Raw genomic sequence first — 16,977 nt, forward strand, 5'->3', positions numbered from 1 at the left:
CCTCATGCGTGAAATAGTCTTCGATACGGAAACCACCGGCCTTGATCCGCATAGCGGCGACCGCATGGTCGAGATCGGCTGTGTGGAAATGGTCAATCGCGTGGCGACGGGCCGCGTGTTCCACGCCTATTTCAATCCCGACCGCGACATGCCGGCAGAGGCGGAGGCCGTGCACGGCCTGTCGATCGCGTTTCTCTCGCAAAAGGAACGCTTCCACGAACGGGCAGAGGAATTCCTCGCCTTTATCGAGGATGCGCCGCTGGTCGCGCATAATGCCCGCTTCGATTTCGGCTTTCTCAATGCGGAGCTGAACCTGTGCGAACGCGCGCCCATCTGCGAAAGCCGGATGGTCGACACCATCGCCCTTGCGAAAAAGAAGCACCCCGGCGCGAAGCTTTCGCTCGACGCGCTGTGTACCCGTTACGGCATCGACCGCAGCCACCGGACGAAGCACGGCGCCCTTCTCGACGCCGAATTGCTGGCGCAGCTTTACGTGGAACTGACCGGCGGGCGGCAGATCGGGCTGGAGCTGGCCGCGCTCGACCAGGCGGCGCAGACATACGAAAGCGCGCCCATGCCGGTGCGGGTGGACCGCGTTTTCCGCACGCCCCGCCCCCATGCGGCCAGTGCGGCGGAACTATCCCGCCACGCGGCCTTTGTTGCGACATTGAACGATCCGCTCTGGGAAACGGCCTGAGGCCCGCCCCGGCGCATTCGTTCATTACCGAATCGCCGTGTCATGCGGCGGCGCCCCGGTCCCGGCGCAAAGGGATTTTAAAGATAAAGGAGTTATCGATGGATATTCGCGTTTCCGGTCATCAGGTCGAAACGGGCGCCGCCTTGCAGGATCACGCCAGCCAGCGTTTGAGCGATATTGTCGATAAGTATTTCAAGCGAGCGATCTCCTCCAACGTCACCATCGGCAAGGGGCCGCATGACAGCTTTACCGCCGATATCGTCACCCATGTGACGCAGGGCCTCATCCTCAAGGGGCACGCCGATGCGCAGGACGCCCATCAGGCCGTGGACAAGGCCGCCGACAAGATCGAGAAGCAGCTGCGCCGGTACAAGCGCCGGTTGAACGACCATCATCAGCATGCCGGCGAGGCGCAGAAGCGCGAAGAGGCCGCCTATACCGTGTTCGAGGAAGAGCAGGAGGAGGAAGTCACCTCCGATGCGCCCGCCATCGTGGCCGAAACGCGGGTCGACATTCCCGAAACCTCGGTCGCGACCGCGGTGATGATGCTCGATCTTCAGGATACGCCGGCGCTGTTCTTCAAAAATTCTGGCACCGGGCGGCATAATATGGTCTATCGCCGCGCGGATGGTTCGATCGGGTGGGTTTCCCCGTCCTGAACGCCGCGTGCCGCCTTCATGGTGGCATGACCGGAGCCTGACGAGGCGCGCGGGGCCGGGCGGGCTATAGTCTGGCGGGCGGCGGCCGTTCTCAACAGGGCGGCGCCGGCTCGCGTCGCCTGATGATCACGGGCCTGTTCGCCCGGCCATCGAGTGAAACGCTGTTCGACAAGAAAAGATGATCCCGACCTATACCATCGCCCCCGCCGCCATCGGCCGCAGTACCGCGCAGACCAAGGCGCAACTGCTCTCCGACCTGGCTGATCGCTTTGCCCATGCCTACCGGCTGGACAGCGCGGAGGTGTTGGCCGGGCTGAAAGAACGCGAAAAGCTTGGCAGCACGGGTTTCGGTCGCGGCGTTGCCATGCCTCATGCGCGGATCGCGGGCATCTCGGAACCGGTGTGCGCATTGGTGCGGGTGGCCGCGCCGGTCGATTTCGATGCTGCCGATACGCTGCCGGTGGATCTGGCCTTCGGGTTGCTGTCGCCGATGCGGGCGGGGGCGGAGCATCTTCACGCGCTGGCGGCGATTTCGCGGTTAATGCGCGACGACCGGGTGCGCGAACGGCTGATCGACGCGCCGAACGACGAGGCGGCCTATGCGCTCCTGTCGGACGGTATCGCGCAGGATGCGGCCTGAAATGACGGAGCACCGCGGCGACGGACATTCTGGCGCCGGTGCGGCGGCGCATTGGCGCGCACTGGAATCGCTGTACCGGTCCGCGCCGATCAATTCGACCTTTCCCTCGCGGCTCACGATCGGGGGCGAAGGCGTCGCAAGGATCGTGTTCGATGTGGACGAGCGGCATTTCCACGCCGCGGGCGCCGCGCATGGGACGCTCTATTTCAAGATGCTGGACGACGCGGCCTTCTACGCCGCGAATACGATCGTATCCGACCGTTTCCTGCTGACCACCGCGTTCAACCTGCATTTCAGCCGGCCGGTTCATGCCGGGCGGATCGTCGCGGAGGGCCAGTGGATCAGCGGGCGCCGCCGTGTTCTCGTGGCGGAATCGCGGCTCGTCGATGAAGACGGGGTGGAAGTCGGGCGCGGAACCGGCACCTTCATGCGGTCGCAGATCGCGCTGTCCGGACTGCCTGGCTATCGGCTCGCGGATGGCGGTAACGCCGATTCGCGCGAATCGATTCGCTCCGAATAGGGCGATGGAAGGCCGTCTCCCCGCCCATCTGGAAATTTCCGGCCTCCTGCGCTCCGTGAATGGAGAAGGCGGCTTTGCGACGATCCTGCAAAGGGGGGAGCGCGATGCGGGCACTATTATGATCGTGATGCGCGGGCCCGGCGAAACTTCGCGTCTCTACGAACGGATGCCCCAATTGGACGGGAATCGGGCATGGACCCTGACAAAGTCGGAAGATACTGAAAATAAACAGGAATTTCAGGATTACCTAAATCGGCGGTGCGCGCAGGACCGCGATTTATGGTTAATAGAGCTGGATATCGCACGGGCTGAACGCTTCATCGGCCTATCGCCGCCCAAAGCTTGACACATTTGCGCCATATTCCCAAAGAGCGACCCGGACGAAACGCGTAGGCAGTCGTGCAGGCAACTCCGCCTGTGTGATGAGCGCGCAGACGGGGAATGGCCGGCAGTGTCATTTCGGGAAGTTACAAGCGAGTAGCTGCGGGATCGGCTGCTCTTGTCCCGAAACGCATTGCGCAGGACGTTCACCGCTCAAGATCGATAGTCGATGAGCCGTAAGCTTAAGGGTGCCAGCGTGATGTCGCTGGTCGCAACATTGAGTGTAATGATGTTCGGCGCGGAGAGTTCCCGTGCCAATGCGGAAGTCGTGAATTACGCGCCGGAGGCCGTCGCGGCCCAGACCGCAGAGGCGATCGACATGGTCGCCCCCGCTCCGACCCCGACCGAGGGCGAGAGCGAAACCAGGACCGTTTTCGTGTCCGAACCGATGGTGCAGGCCGTGCCGCCGCAGCCGGAACCGGCCGAGGAAACCGCCTTGGCCGCCCATGGCGCGAATTCGCTGGGCGAGCTGGTCTCTTCGGTGGCGGCGCCCGTCACGCTGGACGAGCAGCTGAAATGCCTCGCCGGGGCGATCTATTTCGAATCGAAGGGCGAATCGCTCGCCGGGCAGCTGGCCGTGGGCCGCGTCGTGATCGCTCGCGCCGAAAGCGGCAAGTTTCCCGACAGCTATTGCGGCGTCGTCTATCAGCGTTCGCAATTCAGCTTCGTGCGCGGTGGCCGCATGCCCCGCATCAACACCGCGAGCCGCGCTTGGGAAAAGGCGAAGAAGCTGGCTCTCATCGCGCATCAGGACGCGTGGGAATCGGAAATCGACGGCGCGCTTTATTTTCACGCCCGCTATGTCGCGCCCGGCTGGCGCAACCGCATGACGAAGCTGGCGCAGATCGACAACCACATCTTCTATCGCTGAACGCGCATCGGCGCATCGCGATGTCAAAAAGGCCGCCGGGGCATTCCCGGCGGCCTTTTCCTTGTTCGCTAACTGTGGCGGATCAGTCCGCCAGTTCGATCCAGACCGGCGTGTGGTCGCTGCTCTTTTCCCGGCCGCGATACTCCCGGTCGACGCCGCTCGCCACCAGCCGGTCGGCCAGTTCCGGCGACAGCAGCGCATGGTCGATGCGAAAGCCGTGGTCGCGCTGCCACGCGCCGGCCTGATAGTCCCAGAACGTCCAGATGCCGCCCTGCGGATGGTGCGTGTCGATGGCATCGGTCCATCCATCGTGCAGCAGGCGGAAATATGCATCGCGCGATTCCGGCTGCATCAGCGCATCGTCCGCCATCGCCTGCGGGGACCACACGTCCCTGTCCTGCGGGATGACGTTGTAATCGCCGAACACCACGGACGGAATTTCCTGCGCACGCAGATCCGCCATGCGGGCGCGCAGCCGCTCGAACCAGCGCAGCTTGTAATCGAATTTCGGGCCGGGATGCGGGTTCCCATTGGGCAGGTAGATGCACGCGATCCGCACGCCGCCGACCTCCGCCTCGAGATAGCGGGACTGCACATCCTCGTCATCGCCGGGCAGGCCGCGCATGGTTTCATGCGCCGGCTCGTCCCCGCGGGTCAGTATGGCAACGCCGTTGAAACCCTTCTGCCCGTGCCAGATCGCCTGGTATCCGATGTCGGGAAACGCATCGCCGGGAAAGGTTTCGTCCGACGATTTGATCTCCTGCAGGCAGGCGACGTCGGGCGTCGTCTCGTCCAGCCATTCGAGCAGGCGGGGCAGGCGTGCCTTCACCCCGTTGATATTGAAGCTCGCGATTTTCATGGATGCGGCATCACACCGCGAAGCTGGAGCCGCAACCGCAACCGGCGGCGGCCATCGGGTTTTCCACCCGGAACGCCGACCCGCCCAGCGATTCGACGAAATCGACGGTGCTGCCGCGCACGAGATCGAGGCTCATCGGATCGACGAGCAGGGTCACGCCGTCCTCCTCGACCGCGATATCGTCATCCTCGCGCGTGTCGGCAAGGCCGAATCGGTACTGAAACCCCGAACATCCGCCGCCTTCCACCGAAAGGCGCAGCATCGCGGGCTGCTCCTGCCGTCTGGCGATGGCGGCGACACGTTGCGCGGCGGCGGGGCTGAGGCTGATGGGCGCTTGTTCCATGCCTCCCAAGATAGGGCGCGCGACCCCGGGCGGCAAGATGCGCGTGCGGCCGCGCCGGCCTCAGGCGTTGTGGATGTAGCTGCGCATCGCCTTGGCCTCGGCCTCGATCGCGTCGGTCTTCGCCTTCACCAGATCGCCGATCGATACGAAATCGACCATCGTGTCCCCGTCCATCACCGGCAAATGGCGAAAGCGCCGCTGTGTCATGAGCGACAATGCCTCATCCTCGGTCGTGTCGGGCGACACGGTGATCGCCGGGGCGGTCATCGCGCTCGACACCCGGTGGTCCATCGCCGCGGCGCCATGCACCTCGAGACAGCGGATCACGTCGCGTTCCGAAAATATGCCCGCCACGCCGCCGGTATCGTCGATGACGGGCATGGCCCCGATGCGTTGCGCGGACAAAAGCGCGACGGCCTCGGCAACGGTCATGTCGGGCCGGCATGTGACGATGTCGAAATTGCGGGCATCAATGATTGTGCGAATGGTCATGGTCGTTCTCCCCATGGGTATCATGCCATCAAACGCCGCCCCTTGCCAGCATCGCGCAATACGCCCATCTTGGTGCCCATGACATCACGGTCCCCCCTCGACGATCCGGACAATTCCTCCTTCGCGTGGGGCCGGTACAAGCGTCTGATGCGCTTCATGGTGGTGGTCACCGTGGTGGTCGTGGCCGTATCGCTTGGCCTGCTGTACTGGCGTAACGGGCTGGTCTCGATCCATTTCTACATCGCGACGGGGCTGGGCATCGGGCTGGCCATGATGCTGATGGCGGGATTGATGGGGCTGGTTTTCCTGTCGAGCGGGACCGGCCATGACGAAGCGGTGGACGACCGGCTCGGTGAGGATGCGAAGGATCTGTGGTAAGCGCAGACGCGCCGCCGATCAGCTCTCGACGATAGCGTCATCCGGCGTGCGCAGGCGATAGGCCTCGACCGGCTCGCCGCCGATGAGGTGCTTCTGGATGATTTCCTCCAGCACTTCCGGCGTGCAGCCCCAGTACCAGACATTGTCGGGATAGACGACGGCCAGCGGCCCCGACTGACACACGCGCAGGCAGTTCGCCTTCGTGCGCATCACGCCGCCCTTGCGGTCGAGGCCGAGCTTCGACAGCCGTTTCTTAAGATAGTTCCAGCTTTCGATGCCGACCTCTTTGGAGCAGCACTTGGCCTTCGTCTGATCCGCGCAGAGGAAAATGTGCCGCTGCATCGCGTCGCCCCCGACGGAGCGCAGGCAGGCCCGCGCCTTCGGCAGTTTCTCCTGCGCCCTGGCAAAGGTTTCGTCCATCGTCTTGGGCTGCTTTCCCATTACGAACGGCCCGTGATGCGGCGCACTTCGCGCTGCACGATGCGTTCGACGATCTCGGGCAGGTTGTCGTCGAGCCATTGCTTGAGCATGGGGCGCAGCATCTCGCGGATCATCTCCTCCAGCGCATTGTTCGGCGGCCCGCTGGCCGACGGCGGCGTGGCCGACAGGCCGGACAAGGCGGCCAGCGATTCGCCAATGGCATCGCGCGCTGCATTCTCGATCAGGGGGGCATCGCCATCCGCCTCGCGCCCGTCCCGTGCGAAGTCGTCCCGCCGCGCCGTTTCCTCCGACGCAAATTCGGTCATGGCGCGATGGTCCCCGCGCGCATCGGCCCTGTCGCGTTCGTGCCAATCGGCGTCCTGCGCGCCGGCATCATGGCGGGCCGGTTCGGCACGGCGCGACATCGGTGCATCGCCGCCGGACGGGTGACGATCGTCGCGGATGATGACCTTCTTGATCGAACGGAGAATCTCGTCGACCGATTGTTCGCCGTCCTGTGGCAATGAAATCCCTTTCGCTGTGCCCGGTCGAGGCACCCTATTGCGGGGTGAGAACCGGCTGTTCCGGGATTCTGGCGTCTTGTGCCGGCGTGTCAACGGTGCGGGTCGATTGCGCGACCGGATCGTCGTCGCTGGCCCAGTCCCACCAATTGCCGGTCACGCGATCATATCCGGCGATCGGATCGTAAAGCGGCCCGACCTCGAGCGCGAGATCCTCCGCCTCCGCCTTCCCCATCGCGGCGAGCAGCGAGAACCCCGCGACATAGGCGTTGCGGCGCGCGGTCACGAGCTGCACCTGCGCATTGAGGAATTCGCGTTCGGCATCGAGGATATCGAGCACGGTGCGATTGCCGACGGTGTTTTCCGCGCGCACCCCTTCAAGGCTGAGTTCCGCGGCATCGACGGCGGTGGTGGACGCGTCGATCACCTGCCGCGCCGCGATCCACGAGGCATAGGAGGCACGCACCTGCGCGATCACGTCCCGCTCGATCGCGATCTCGTTTTCAAGCTGCGAGGAGGCGCGGGCCTGCGCCTGCCGTTCGAGCGCGGCGGGGCGGCCGCCCTGAAAGATCGGCACGCGGAGCCGGGCGCCTGCCTGCGCCGTGGTTTCGGCCTGCTGGATGAGTGCGGAGTTCACCCCGCCGAGCGTGCCGAAGAAATTCTGATAGCCCCCGCTGGTATAGACCTCGAGCGTGGGGAGACGGCCGGCGCCGGCCACGCGAATGTCGTATTGCGCCGCCTGGCTGCGTTCGCGCGCGGCGAGCAGGTCGGGATTTTCGCTTAAGGCGACCTCGACCGCGGCCTGCGGGCTATCGGGAAGATTGGGGAGCGGCGGCGGCGGTTGCAGGTCGGTCGGTGCCTCTCCGACAAGCTGAATATAGCGTTCGCGGCTCGCGATGAGATTCGACTGCGCGGTGAGCAGGTCGCTTTGCGCAAGAGCGAGGCGCGAGCCCGACTGCGCGACATCGGTGCGCGTGAGGATGCCGATCTCGAACCGGTCGCGGGTCGATTGCAGGTTGATGCCCAGCGCATCGACATTCTGCCGGTTGAGCCGGACGACCGCGGAATCGCGGATCACGTCCATGTAGGCGGCGACGACCTGGTTGAAGATCGTGCTCTCGGTACCGCGCAGGTCGGCGCGCCCGGCCTGCACGCGCTCCTTGGCCGCGCGGATCGAATTGCGCACCGACCCGCCCTGATAGATCGGCACGGACAGTTCGAGCCCGCCGTTGAACGCGCGGTCGGGCGCGGTGAAGGCGTTCGAACTTTGCCGCAGGAATTCGATATAGGTGCCGGTGGCCGCCACATTGGGGCGTTCGTCCGCCTCGTTGATGGCGACATTGGCGTCCACGGCGCGCAAATCGGCCCGCGCGGCCTGCACCGTGGGGTTCGACCGATACGCCTGTGCCAATGCTTCCTGCAGCGTATCGGCATGTGCCGCCGTGCCGAATGCCAGGGCCGAACATGCCGCGACGCGGACGAGCAGGCGCGCAGCCGTCCGGGGAGGCGAACCCATCACGCCGCGCTGCATGGTTAGAAGCTCCAGCTTTTCGGTTTCGCAAAGGCGGAGAGAATCGGGAAACCCATTTCGGCGAGCGGCTGCACCGCGATGGCGTCGCCCGATTTGCGGCCGATCGCGATCCGGGTCACGCCGCGGGTCACGGTGCCCATGACGATGCGGCCATTATCGCCCAGTTGATTCGCGAAATCTGTGGGAAGCGCCTCGACCGCGCCGTCGATCACGATGAGGTCGTAGGGCGCACCATCGGGCAGCCCTTTTTCAAGCGCGGCATTGTGCCAGTTGCCGCGCCCGTTGTGCGGACAGGCACCCGACAGGCGGGCATCGGGTTCGACCACGTCGAGCGTTGCGACACGCGGGCCGAGCAGCGCGGCGAGATAGCCGGTCCCGCCCGCGATCAGGAGCGCGCGGTCGGCATCGCGCGGGCGTGCCTCCTGCAACAGTCGCGCCTGCGCAAAGGGGGAGGACATCGCGCGCCCTTCACCCAGCGGCAGCGACCGGTCCATATAGGCGACGGAACGCAGGTCGGCAGCGACGTAATCCTCGCGCGGGGCGGTGCCCATCGCGTCGAGCAGCCAGTCGGCGGTGATGCCGCTGGGGCGAAGCTGGCTGTCGATCATGGCGCGGCGGGCGCGGGCGAAATCCTGGGGAGTGACGGTGTCGGCGGGGGCGGTCGCCATGGTGATTCTCTTCTTTCGCAAAAGGATCCGGTTCGGGCACTGTCTTAGCACAATAATACAGTCATGCAATCGCCCGATGAGCGCGGGCGTTACCCGATCGCGCGCGCGGGTAAAAGACCCGATGTGGCACGCCATCTTGGCAATCGCGGGACGGGCGGGTAGAGGCGCCAGAATACAGGTAACGGGCATGAGCAACGGGCGCGAGGCGCCGCATGACGGGGACAAGACGATGGCGCAAATGGTGACAATCGAGGAAGCGGACCTTATCGACAGCGTGGCCGACGCGCTGCAATACATCAGCTTCTATCACCCGATGGATTACATCAAGGCGCTCGGCGAGGCGCATGATGCCGAGGCGAACCCCGCCGCCAAGGACGCGATCGCGCAGATCCTCACCAACAGCCGCATGTGCGCCGAAGGGCACCGCCCGATCTGCCAGGACACCGGCATCGTCAACGTTTTCGTCAAATGGGGTCAGAATTGCCGCCTAGCCTCCGACCGCAGCATGCAGGAGGTCGTGGATGAAGGGGTGCGGCGCGCCTATAACAACCCGGAAAACAAGCTGCGCGCCTCGATCCTCGCCGATCCGGCCTTCACCCGCCGCAATACGAAGGACAACACCCCGTGCGTGCTGTCGGTCGAAATGGTGCCGGGCGACACGGTGTCGGTCGATGTCGCGGCGAAGGGCGGCGGCAGCGAGAACAAGTCCAAGTTCAAGATGATGAACCCGTCGGACAATATCGTCGACTGGGTGCTCGAAATGATCCCGCAGATGGGCGCCGGCTGGTGCCCGCCCGGCATGCTGGGCATCGGGATCGGCGGCACGGCGGAACATTGCGTGAAGCTGGCGAAGCAATCGCTGATGGATCCGATCGACATGGGGCAGCTGAAACAGCGGGGGCCGCAGAACGATATCGAGAAGCTGCGCATCGAGATTTTCGACAAGGTCAACGCGCTCGGCATCGGGGCGCAGGGGCTGGGCGGGCTGTCCACCGTGCTCGACGTGAAGATCCTCGACTGGCCGTGCCATGCCGCGGGCAAGCCGGTCGCGATGATCCCCAATTGCGCCGCGACCCGCCACGCCCATTTCACCCTCGACGGCAGCGGGCCCAGCTTCATCGACCCGCCCAAGCTCGACGAATGGCCCAAGGTCGGCTGGAAACCCGACGATTCGGCACGCCGCGTCGATCTCGACACGCTGACCGCGGAGGAGGTGCAGAGCTGGAAGCATGGCGACCGGCTGCTGCTTTCCGGCCACATGCTCACCGGGCGTGACGCGGCGCACAAGCGTATTGCCGACATGCTGCAGCGCGGGGAGGAGCTGCCCGTCGAATTCAAGGGCCGGGCGATCTACTATGTCGGGCCGGTCGATCCGGTCGTGGGCGAGGTGGTCGGCCCCGCCGGCCCCACCACCGCGACGCGCATGGACAAGTTCACCGACATGATGCTCGATCTCGGCCTGCTCGCCATGATCGGCAAGGCGGAGCGCGGGCAGGGCGCCGTCGACGTGATCGCAAAGCACAAGGTCGCCTATCTGATGGCGACGGGCGGCGCGGCCTATCTCGTGTCGCGCGCGATCAAGGATGCAAAGGTCGTCGGGTTCGAGGATCTCGGCATGGAGGCGATCTACGAATTCCGGGTCGAGGACATGCCCGTCACCGTCGCCGTCGATGCAGAGGGCAAGAACGTGCACACGCTTGCCCCGCTGGTCTGGCGTGAGAAGATCGCGAAGGAAGGGCTGCTCACCGCCGGTTGAGCCGGCATGGCGCGTGCGCGTCATTCGACGGGCGACAGACTGGCATCGACAGGCGACATGCGCGCGCTGGCCTATTGCGTGCGGGCGCGATAGCACAGGGCCGGTATGGATGACGACGCACCGATAGGGCCTGCCCGCGTACCGCTTCCCACCGTCCTTCTGTCGATGGCGGGGCTGTGGGCTTGCTATTTCGCGCTCGTCACCGCGCGCGGCTGGCTGCTCGAACTGGAGTATCAGGGCGAGTTGCTGGCGCTGCGCGGGGCGGTGTCGCTAGCGAGCATCGCGGTGACGGTGCTGCTGTGGCTCGTGCTGCGCGGGTTCGACGACCGGCGGATCGGGCTGCGCGTGTTCATCGCGCTGTTCGCGGCATTGCCGGCGGCGCTGCTCCTCGCCGTCATCAATCAGCGCGTGTTTGCCGATGTCGAGATGCGGGTGAATACGCGCATGGCGGAAAAGCAGGGCCTGCGCATGCACCGGGACGAGGCGGGCAATCTGCTGGTCGATCTGCCGGGTCTGCGCGCACCCTCCGACGTCGCCCCGCCCGAGGCGCCTTCTGTGCCCGATGGCGATACGAGCGCCCCGTCCGATGGCGACACCGGTGCGCCGCCGCCGCCGCCCGCAGTGCCGATGCCCGACGACGCGACCTCCGGCACGATCACCATCGACAGCCTCTCCCGCGAGGAGATGATGTGGCGGCAGCTGACCGATATTGCGCTCGGCCGGTATTTCCTGCTGATTGCGTGGGCGGCCCTTTATATCGCGCTGACGCAGGCGCAGAACGCGCGCACCGCCGAACGGCGCGAGGGCGAATATCGCCGCGCGGCGAAGGCGGCGGAGCTGCGCTCGCTCCGGTATCAGGTCAATCCGCATTTCCTGTTCAACACGCTCAACTCGCTGTCCGCGCTGGTCATGACGAACCGGGCGCAGCAGGCCGAAACCATGATCCAGTCGATCAGCACGTTTTACCGCCGCAGCCTGTCGGGCGATCCGTCGGGCGATGTTCCGCTGGCCGAGGAGATCGAATTGCAGCGCGCCTATCTCCGCATCGAATCGGTGCGGTTTCCCGAACGGCTCCACACGACTTTCGACGTGCCTGATGCGCTCGCGGATGCACGGGTGCCGGGCATGATCCTGCAGCCATTGATCGAGAACAGCGTGAAATACGCGGTCGCCCCGCTCACCCGCCCGGTCACGATCCGCGTGGCGGCGGAGGAGGAATATGGCCGGCTCGTCCTCACCATCGCGGATGACGGGCCGGGCGACACGCTGACGGGCGCCAAGGCGGAAGGGTGCGGCATCGGCGTGGACAACGTGCGCAATCGCCTGCGCATCCGTTACGGCGAAAACGCCACCGTCGTCAGCGGGAGCACCGGCGCAGGCTGGCGCACGGTGATCCGCATGCCGCTCGAACGGGTCGGTCCGGCACGCAGGCGGGCCGAGGGATGAGCGGGGAGGCACGCATGTTGCAGACGCTGATCGTCGATGACGAACCGCTGGCGATCGAACGGTTGCAGGTCATCTGCGCGCGTATCGAGACGCTCCGGATCGTGGGCACCGCCGCCGACGGGGCCGCCGCCCTCCGCATGATCGAGGCGCTGCGCCCCGATCTCGTCCTGCTCGACATGACGATGCCCGAACTCGACGGGCTGTCGGTCGCACGGCACATCGCCCTTGCATCGCGCGATGCGGCGGGCGACGCGCCCCGCCCGGCGGTGATCTTCGTCACCGCGCATGACAGCTTTGCGGTGGAGGCATTCGACCTCGACGCGGTGGATTACGTCCTGAAACCCGTGGCGGCCGACAGGCTGGAACGGGCGGTGACGCGCGCCCTCTCGCGCAGGGAGGGGAGCGGCGGTGATGGTCGGGGCGGCGACGGGCCACGCGAAACGCAAGGCGGCGAGCGCTCCGATCCCGACGGCGGCCCCGGCCATATCGACGAATTCTGGGTGCCGCACCGCTCCGAATTGCTGCGCATTGCGGCACGCGACGTGCAGCGCATCGATGCGGAACGCGATTATGTCCGCCTGCATGTGGGAGAGGTGAGCTATCTCCTGCTCGAAACGATTGGCGGGCTGGAGGAAAGGCTTGCGCCGGCCGATTTCATCCGCGTCCATCGTTCGACCATATTGCGCCGCGATTTCATCACCGGGCTGCGCCACGAAGGGCTTGGCGTATGGTGTGCAGAGCTTGCCGACGACAGCGCGGTGCGGATCGGGCGCACCTATTTGAAAGCGGTGAAGGCGATGGCGGGCCGGTGAACGCCGGGTCGCTTCTGGCGTAAGAGGAGGCCGTGCCCCCTCATCACGCGAAAGCGCCCGGACCGGGGGACTGGTCCGGGCCGGGCGCCGACGGCTGATGCTTGGGGCGTTCAGCCGCCGTAACGGGCGTTGTTGATCGCGGTGGCCATCTGTCCCTCGCTGCGCTGAAGCGCGATGCGGACACAGGCTTTCTGCTCGTCCGGCGTGGCGACCATGCCGCTCACGGTGTAGAGGCACACGTCATAGGCGGCGGCCTTCACCCGCTTTTCGAGCATGCGCTGACCTTCCTCGGTCGACAGGTCGAGGTCGTTCACCTGGACCGTTTTCGTGACGCCCTTGTCGGCACCGCGCTGGACCCAGGGTTCGGCGTGCGCGGATGTTGCGACCAGCGGCGCGGCCAGCACGGCGGCGGCGGTCAGGGCGGGGGCGAACGTTTTCTTGAAAGTGCGTGCAAACATGGTTTCGGTTCCTTCTCGTTACGGCCTCGCGAAGGTGTCGGAAGAAGCGAGTGCCTGTTGACGAAGACCGGTCTATGCCGCCGCCCGCCGCGCCGCACGCCGCCTTCGCCCAGCGGCACATTCGGGTCGTCCGGCGTCGAGCATGGCCGACGAACGACCGACCGGCATCGGCAAACGACATGGCCGGGTTTGGGGCGACTCCCCGAAGCGCGCGTCGGCGGTGGGCGAATCGCCGCGATGGGCGTAGGCTGCGGTCGCAATGGCGCTGATCCTTCCCTTCCTCCTCGGCATGATCAATTTCGCGATGCAGCGGGCCGTCCTCGAAAGCGGGCATCCAGCGCTGGGGCGGATGCCGTGGTTCGTGCACAAGCTGGGCGGGCGGATCGCACTCGGCAGCGAGTTTGCGATCCTGCTCGCCGCGATGCTGATGGTGGGGACCGGGGCCATGTGGGCGGGCTGGGTCTATGCCGGCTATACCGCGGTGAATGCGGTGGCGGTCTGGCTTATCGTGACGCGGCGGGTGTGAACGGTCAGGCCATGCCGGGTGCAATATATTCGGGCGAGGGGGGAACCGGCCCGCCGATGCCGCGCTGTGATGGCATGAGTTCGCACATGCCTTTATGGCTTCTGGTCAACGGAACCAGCGGCAGCCATCAGCAGGGCCGCATCGAAATGCTGCGCGAGCGGCTCTCGCTTTCGGGGCGCGGCCCGGACCGGATTCTCGATTGCCAGACCGACGGCATGCCCGATCGCGCCGCGCTCGAAGCGGCGGGCGTCGGCACGCTGGCGGTGCATGGCGGCGACGGCACGATCAATGGCGCGGTCACCAATGTGGAGGGGTGGGACGGGCAATTGCTCCCCCTGCCGGGCGGAACGGCCAATCTCCTGTGCCACAGGCTCTATACCGACGCGGATCTGGAACGGATCGTGGCGCAATTCACCGCCGGCAACCTGTCGCGGCGGCGCATCGGCTGCGTGTGCTGCGACAAGGGGCTGGCGCTTTCGGAAATGCTGCTCGGCCCCGGCGCGAAATGGGCCGACGTGCGCGAGGACATGCGCGGCTACGATATTGGCAAGTTCGTGGAGGACGCGCTCGACGCCGCGGGGCAGAGCGTGAACGGGCCGATGGTCCGGCTGGTGCGCCCGGCACTGGGCAAGGCGGCTGGCTATTCGGGGGTGCGGCTGGTTCCACGCGTCGACGATTTCGCGGTGGAGGGGTACGGCCCGGAAACGCTGGCCGATTTCCTCGCGCAGGGGGCCGCCGTCATCGCCCGCAATTTCCGCGAGGGCCCGCACGAAACGCTGGCCTGCGTCGACACGCTCGATTGCGAGACCGAGGGCGACGCGCCGATCGCGATGATGATGGACGGCGAACGCTGCGAAGCGGACAGCCCGGTCACGCTCTGGCATCGGCAGCTCGATCTCGACATATTGGGCGAGCGCGCGTGACACGCCACCAACAGGGAACACCATGCTGCTATTTCATCTGAGCGATATTCATTTCGGGCTGGAGGACGTGGCCGCGCTGCGCTGGGTCGCCGACGAGATCGGGAAGCAGCGCCCCGATGCGGTCGCCATCACCGGCGATCTGACCATGCGGGCGCGGCACCGCGAATTCGACGCGGCGTGCCAGTGGATCAGCGCGCTCGACGTGCCCGTCACGGTCGAGGTCGGCAATCACGACATGCCCTATTTCAACCCGATCGAACGGTTCTTTTCACCCTACAAGCGGTTCCGCGCGATCGAGAGCCTGCTGGAAAAGGAACTCGATCTGGCGGGGCTGGCCATCGTGCCGCTCAAAACCGCGGCGCGGGCGCAATGGCGGCTCAACTGGTCGAAGGGGTGGGTCACCGATGCGGCGTTGAAGCACACGCTCGCCGCGCTGGACCGCCTGCCGGCGGGTACGCGCGCGCTCGTCACCTGTCACCATCCGCTGGTGGAAGTGGGGACGCGCGGCACCGCGCTGACCCATGGGGGCGACAATGCGCTGCGCGAACTGGCGAAGCGCGGGGTGCTCGCCGTCTTGTCGGGACATGTGCACGATGCATTCGACCTGGTGCAGGATACGGACGCCGGGCCGGTGCGCATGATCGGGGCCGGCACGCTGTCGCAGCGGCTGCGCTCGACACCGCCCAGCTTCAACGAATTGCGCTACGAAGGGGGCGAACTCACCGTCAATGTCCGCAATCTGGAGCGGATCGCCACGGCGGACATGCAGATCCGCGACGTGCCGGAAAATGCAAAGCCGCCGCGCGATCCGGACGAACCCGTCGCGCCGGCCAATGCGGTGCCCGAGGTCGATCCGCCGGTGCATTGATGCCCGGCCGATCCGCCACGCGCGTCGCTCGCGCATGAAAAAAGGGCCCGCCGCAATGGCAGGCCCTTTTCTTTTGCGATGGCGCGCGAGCGATCAGCGCTTCGAGAACTGGAAGCTGCGGCGTGCCTTCGCACGGCCGTACTTCTTGCGCTCCACGACGCGGCTGTCACGGGTGAGGAAACCCTCGGCCTTGACGGCGCTGCGCAGGGCAGGCTCGAACTTCGACAGCGCCTGCGCGATGCCGTGCTTGACCGCACCGGCCTGACCCGAAAGACCGCCGCCCTTCACCGTGGCGACGACGTCGTACTGGCCTTCACGCTCGGTCACGCCGAACGGCTGATTGAGGACGAGACGCAGGGTGGGACGTGCGAAATACACTTCCTGATCGCGGCCGTTGACCGTGATCTTGCCGCTGCCGGGCTTGAGCCAGACGCGGGCGGTCGCATCCTTGCGGCGGCCGGTGGCGTAGGCGCGGCCCTGTGCGTCCAGCTCCTGCTCGCGCAGCGGCGCGGTCGGGGCGGCGGGTGCGGTCGGCGCGGCGGTTTCGGTGTCCGCGATCTCGGTGCCTTCGGTCAGATCCTTGAGATCGGACAGGTCTTTCACTTCATTGTCAGCCATTACGCACTAACCTTGTTCTTGCGATTGCGGGCGGCGACGTCGATCACCTCGGGCTGCTGACCATCGTGGGGATGTTCGGTGCCGTTGTAGAGATGCAGCGCCTTCATCTGCTGACGGCCGAGGGGGCCGCGCGGGATCATGCGTTCCACGGCCTTTTCGAGCACGCGCTCGGGAAAACGCCCTTCCAGGATCTTGGCCGGGGTGGTTTCCTTGATGCCGCCGGCATAGCCGGTGTGCTTGTAGTAGACCTTGTCGTTCATCTTCTTGCCGGTGAAGCGGACCTTGCCCGCGTTCAGCACGATGACGTGGTCGCCGCAATCGACATGCGGGGTAAAGCTCGGCTTGTGCTTGCCGCGCAGGATATTGGCGATGATCACCGCGACGCGCCCGGCGACGAGGCCGTCCGCATCGATGATGTGCCATTTCTTTTCGACCTCGGCCGGCTTGATCGACCGGGTCTGGGTGCTGAGCGCCTTCATGGCTTCAGTTCCTTCGATTGGAATAATACGAGAATCGCGCCGGAACGAATCCGAGCGCGAAGTGGGGGCGCTTTCGCGGTTTCCCCGTCGCAAGTCAAGCGAATGCGGGGG

General features: G+C 65.8%; 23 protein-coding genes. 13 read left to right on the forward strand and 10 right to left on the reverse strand.

Annotated elements, in window-relative coordinates; genetic code table 11:
• Window positions 1–4: 4 nt before the first annotated feature.
• The 6 genes from dnaQ to Q0897_RS08805 all read left to right on the forward strand — a co-directional run bounded on the left by dnaQ (window position 5) and on the right by Q0897_RS08805 (window position 3,768).
• Window positions 5–697, forward strand: a complete 693-nt coding sequence (dnaQ, locus tag Q0897_RS08780) for a DNA polymerase III subunit epsilon (RefSeq protein WP_299308934.1) — start codon at window positions 5–7, stop codon at window positions 695–697.
• 98 nt (window positions 698–795) lie between these two features.
• The gene (gene raiA, locus Q0897_RS08785) at window positions 796–1,356 is read left to right on the forward strand and encodes a ribosome-associated translation inhibitor RaiA (RefSeq protein WP_202086946.1); all 561 of its coding nucleotides are present in this window, start codon (window positions 796–798) and stop codon (window positions 1,354–1,356) included.
• 178 nt (window positions 1,357–1,534) lie between these two features.
• Window positions 1,535–1,996, forward strand: a complete 462-nt coding sequence (locus Q0897_RS08790; RefSeq protein WP_299308936.1) for a PTS sugar transporter subunit IIA — start codon at window positions 1,535–1,537, stop codon at window positions 1,994–1,996.
• A gap of 1 nt (window position 1,997) precedes the next feature.
• Window positions 1,998–2,516 carry a PaaI family thioesterase gene (locus Q0897_RS08795; protein ID WP_299308937.1) on the forward strand — a complete coding sequence of 173 codons (519 nt, stop codon included), beginning with the start codon at window positions 1,998–2,000 and terminating at the stop codon, window positions 2,514–2,516.
• A 4-nt stretch (window positions 2,517–2,520) separates the two neighbouring features.
• A complete protein-coding gene (locus tag Q0897_RS08800; RefSeq protein WP_299308939.1) occupies window positions 2,521–2,862 on the forward strand; it encodes a DUF1491 family protein in 342 nt (113 codons plus the stop codon).
• Between the two features lie 204 nt (window positions 2,863–3,066).
• Window positions 3,067–3,768, forward strand: coding sequence for a cell wall hydrolase (locus Q0897_RS08805; RefSeq protein WP_299308941.1), 702 nt, complete (start codon window positions 3,067–3,069; stop codon window positions 3,766–3,768).
• Between the two features lie 82 nt (window positions 3,769–3,850).
• Here Q0897_RS08805 and xth read toward each other — a convergent pair whose 3' ends face one another.
• Genes xth through Q0897_RS08820 form a run of 3 tightly spaced genes read right to left on the reverse strand, consistent with a single transcriptional unit; the run spans window position 3,851 to window position 5,462 of the window.
• Window positions 3,851–4,627, reverse strand: coding sequence for an exodeoxyribonuclease III (xth, locus tag Q0897_RS08810; protein WP_299308942.1), 777 nt, complete (start codon window positions 4,625–4,627; stop codon window positions 3,851–3,853).
• A gap of 10 nt (window positions 4,628–4,637) precedes the next feature.
• Complete coding sequence (gene erpA, locus Q0897_RS08815) at window positions 4,638–4,970, reverse strand: iron-sulfur cluster insertion protein ErpA (RefSeq protein ID WP_239805329.1); 333 nt, start codon at window positions 4,968–4,970, stop codon at window positions 4,638–4,640.
• Window positions 4,971–5,030: 60 nt separating this feature from the next.
• A complete protein-coding gene (locus Q0897_RS08820; RefSeq protein ID WP_299308943.1) occupies window positions 5,031–5,462 on the reverse strand; it encodes a CBS domain-containing protein in 432 nt (143 codons plus the stop codon).
• Between the two features lie 78 nt (window positions 5,463–5,540).
• On the opposite strand from Q0897_RS08820, the gene Q0897_RS08825 reads away from it, so the two are divergent.
• Window positions 5,541–5,840: a hypothetical protein gene (locus Q0897_RS08825; RefSeq protein WP_202086934.1), complete on the forward strand. Its 300-nt coding sequence runs from the start codon at window positions 5,541–5,543 to the stop codon at window positions 5,838–5,840.
• Window positions 5,841–5,858: 18 nt separating this feature from the next.
• Here Q0897_RS08825 and Q0897_RS08830 read toward each other — a convergent pair whose 3' ends face one another.
• The 4 genes from Q0897_RS08830 to Q0897_RS08845 are packed head-to-tail and all read right to left on the reverse strand — an operon-like array spanning window position 5,859 to window position 8,980.
• A complete protein-coding gene (locus Q0897_RS08830) occupies window positions 5,859–6,281 on the reverse strand; it encodes a (2Fe-2S) ferredoxin domain-containing protein (protein WP_299308944.1) in 423 nt (140 codons plus the stop codon).
• Window positions 6,281–6,784 carry a DUF2497 domain-containing protein gene (locus Q0897_RS08835; RefSeq protein WP_299308945.1) on the reverse strand — a complete coding sequence of 168 codons (504 nt, stop codon included), beginning with the start codon at window positions 6,782–6,784 and terminating at the stop codon, window positions 6,281–6,283. The genes Q0897_RS08830 and Q0897_RS08835 overlap by 1 nt, the downstream gene beginning before the upstream one ends.
• Window positions 6,785–6,818: 34 nt before the next feature.
• A complete protein-coding gene (locus tag Q0897_RS08840; protein ID WP_299308946.1) occupies window positions 6,819–8,297 on the reverse strand; it encodes a TolC family outer membrane protein in 1,479 nt (492 codons plus the stop codon).
• 17 nt (window positions 8,298–8,314) lie between these two features.
• Window positions 8,315–8,980 (reverse strand): protein-L-isoaspartate O-methyltransferase, encoded by a 666-nt coding sequence (locus Q0897_RS08845; RefSeq protein WP_299308948.1) that lies wholly within the window; start codon window positions 8,978–8,980, stop codon window positions 8,315–8,317.
• Between the two features lie 229 nt (window positions 8,981–9,209).
• On the opposite strand from Q0897_RS08845, the gene Q0897_RS08850 reads away from it, so the two are divergent.
• The 3 genes from Q0897_RS08850 to Q0897_RS08860 all read left to right on the forward strand — a co-directional run bounded on the left by Q0897_RS08850 (window position 9,210) and on the right by Q0897_RS08860 (window position 12,994).
• Window positions 9,210–10,736 (forward strand): fumarate hydratase, encoded by a 1,527-nt coding sequence (locus Q0897_RS08850; RefSeq protein ID WP_299309104.1) that lies wholly within the window; start codon window positions 9,210–9,212, stop codon window positions 10,734–10,736.
• Window positions 10,737–10,841: 105 nt separating this feature from the next.
• Window positions 10,842–12,182 (forward strand): histidine kinase, encoded by a 1,341-nt coding sequence (locus Q0897_RS08855; protein ID WP_299308949.1) that lies wholly within the window; start codon window positions 10,842–10,844, stop codon window positions 12,180–12,182.
• Complete coding sequence (locus Q0897_RS08860; protein WP_299308951.1) at window positions 12,179–12,994, forward strand: LytTR family DNA-binding domain-containing protein; 816 nt, start codon at window positions 12,179–12,181, stop codon at window positions 12,992–12,994. Before Q0897_RS08855 ends, Q0897_RS08860 begins: the two co-directional genes overlap by 4 nt.
• A gap of 110 nt (window positions 12,995–13,104) precedes the next feature.
• On the opposite strand, the gene Q0897_RS08865 is transcribed toward Q0897_RS08860, so the two are convergent.
• Complete coding sequence (locus tag Q0897_RS08865; RefSeq protein WP_299308953.1) at window positions 13,105–13,452, reverse strand: UrcA family protein; 348 nt, start codon at window positions 13,450–13,452, stop codon at window positions 13,105–13,107.
• Window positions 13,453–13,711: 259 nt separating this feature from the next.
• Between Q0897_RS08865 and Q0897_RS08870 the strand changes: the two genes are divergently transcribed.
• The 3 genes from Q0897_RS08870 (at window position 13,712) to Q0897_RS08880 (ending at window position 15,769) form a co-directional block, all read left to right on the forward strand.
• Window positions 13,712–13,978 carry a hypothetical protein gene (locus tag Q0897_RS08870; RefSeq protein WP_202086922.1) on the forward strand — a complete coding sequence of 89 codons (267 nt, stop codon included), beginning with the start codon at window positions 13,712–13,714 and terminating at the stop codon, window positions 13,976–13,978.
• A gap of 86 nt (window positions 13,979–14,064) precedes the next feature.
• On the forward strand, window positions 14,065–14,901 hold the full coding sequence (locus Q0897_RS08875; protein ID WP_299308955.1) for a diacylglycerol kinase family protein: 837 nt from the start codon (window positions 14,065–14,067) through the stop codon (window positions 14,899–14,901).
• Window positions 14,902–14,923: 22 nt separating this feature from the next.
• Entirely contained in the window at window positions 14,924–15,769 is an 846-nt protein-coding gene (locus tag Q0897_RS08880) for a metallophosphoesterase (RefSeq protein ID WP_299308957.1), read from the forward strand.
• A 93-nt stretch (window positions 15,770–15,862) separates the two neighbouring features.
• Here Q0897_RS08880 and rpsI read toward each other — a convergent pair whose 3' ends face one another.
• Both rpsI and rplM read right to left on the reverse strand, forming a co-directional pair.
• Window positions 15,863–16,387, reverse strand: a complete 525-nt coding sequence (gene rpsI / locus Q0897_RS08885; protein ID WP_202086919.1) for a 30S ribosomal protein S9 — start codon at window positions 16,385–16,387, stop codon at window positions 15,863–15,865.
• Entirely contained in the window at window positions 16,387–16,866 is a 480-nt protein-coding gene (gene rplM, locus Q0897_RS08890; protein ID WP_239805344.1) for a 50S ribosomal protein L13, read from the reverse strand. The genes rpsI and rplM overlap by 1 nt, the downstream gene beginning before the upstream one ends.
• Between the last annotated feature and the right edge of the window lie 111 nt (window positions 16,867–16,977).

Origin of the sequence: uncultured Croceicoccus sp. (assembly GCF_947496385.1) — a bacterium.
GTDB lineage: Bacteria > Pseudomonadota > Alphaproteobacteria > Sphingomonadales > Sphingomonadaceae > Croceicoccus.

What these genes read in the sequence shown, in the direction of transcription:
- xth (WP_299308942.1), bottom strand. Translation starts at nt 4,627, where the DNA reads ATGAAAATCGCGAGCTTCAATATCAACGGGGTGAAGGCACGCCTGCCC.
- Q0897_RS08870 (WP_202086922.1), top strand. Translation starts at nt 13,712, where the DNA reads ATGGCGCTGATCCTTCCCTTCCTCCTCGGCATGATCAATTTCGCGATG.
- Q0897_RS08820 (WP_299308943.1), bottom strand. Translation starts at nt 5,462, where the DNA reads ATGACCATTCGCACAATCATTGATGCCCGCAATTTCGACATCGTCACA.
- rplM (WP_239805344.1), bottom strand. Translation starts at nt 16,866, where the DNA reads ATGAAGGCGCTCAGCACCCAGACCCGGTCGATCAAGCCGGCCGAGGTC.
- Q0897_RS08845 (WP_299308948.1), bottom strand. Translation starts at nt 8,980, where the DNA reads ATGGCGACCGCCCCCGCCGACACCGTCACTCCCCAGGATTTCGCCCGC.
- Q0897_RS08865 (WP_299308953.1), bottom strand. Translation starts at nt 13,452, where the DNA reads ATGTTTGCACGCACTTTCAAGAAAACGTTCGCCCCCGCCCTGACCGCC.
- Q0897_RS08855 (WP_299308949.1), top strand. Translation starts at nt 10,842, where the DNA reads ATGGATGACGACGCACCGATAGGGCCTGCCCGCGTACCGCTTCCCACC.
- Q0897_RS08880 (WP_299308957.1), top strand. Translation starts at nt 14,924, where the DNA reads ATGCTGCTATTTCATCTGAGCGATATTCATTTCGGGCTGGAGGACGTG.
- Q0897_RS08790 (WP_299308936.1), top strand. Translation starts at nt 1,535, where the DNA reads ATGATCCCGACCTATACCATCGCCCCCGCCGCCATCGGCCGCAGTACC.
- Q0897_RS08800 (WP_299308939.1), top strand. Translation starts at nt 2,521, where the DNA reads ATGGAAGGCCGTCTCCCCGCCCATCTGGAAATTTCCGGCCTCCTGCGC.
- dnaQ (WP_299308934.1), top strand. Translation starts at nt 5, where the DNA reads ATGCGTGAAATAGTCTTCGATACGGAAACCACCGGCCTTGATCCGCAT.
- Q0897_RS08860 (WP_299308951.1), top strand. Translation starts at nt 12,179, where the DNA reads ATGAGCGGGGAGGCACGCATGTTGCAGACGCTGATCGTCGATGACGAA.
- rpsI (WP_202086919.1), bottom strand. Translation starts at nt 16,387, where the DNA reads ATGGCTGACAATGAAGTGAAAGACCTGTCCGATCTCAAGGATCTGACC.
- Q0897_RS08825 (WP_202086934.1), top strand. Translation starts at nt 5,541, where the DNA reads ATGACATCACGGTCCCCCCTCGACGATCCGGACAATTCCTCCTTCGCG.
- Q0897_RS08805 (WP_299308941.1), top strand. Translation starts at nt 3,067, where the DNA reads ATGAGCCGTAAGCTTAAGGGTGCCAGCGTGATGTCGCTGGTCGCAACA.
- raiA (WP_202086946.1), top strand. Translation starts at nt 796, where the DNA reads ATGGATATTCGCGTTTCCGGTCATCAGGTCGAAACGGGCGCCGCCTTG.
- Q0897_RS08850 (WP_299309104.1), top strand. Translation starts at nt 9,210, where the DNA reads ATGGCGCAAATGGTGACAATCGAGGAAGCGGACCTTATCGACAGCGTG.
- Q0897_RS08795 (WP_299308937.1), top strand. Translation starts at nt 1,998, where the DNA reads ATGACGGAGCACCGCGGCGACGGACATTCTGGCGCCGGTGCGGCGGCG.
- erpA (WP_239805329.1), bottom strand. Translation starts at nt 4,970, where the DNA reads ATGGAACAAGCGCCCATCAGCCTCAGCCCCGCCGCCGCGCAACGTGTC.
- Q0897_RS08875 (WP_299308955.1), top strand. Translation starts at nt 14,065, where the DNA reads ATGCCTTTATGGCTTCTGGTCAACGGAACCAGCGGCAGCCATCAGCAG.
- Q0897_RS08830 (WP_299308944.1), bottom strand. Translation starts at nt 6,281, where the DNA reads ATGGGAAAGCAGCCCAAGACGATGGACGAAACCTTTGCCAGGGCGCAG.
- Q0897_RS08840 (WP_299308946.1), bottom strand. Translation starts at nt 8,297, where the DNA reads ATGGGTTCGCCTCCCCGGACGGCTGCGCGCCTGCTCGTCCGCGTCGCG.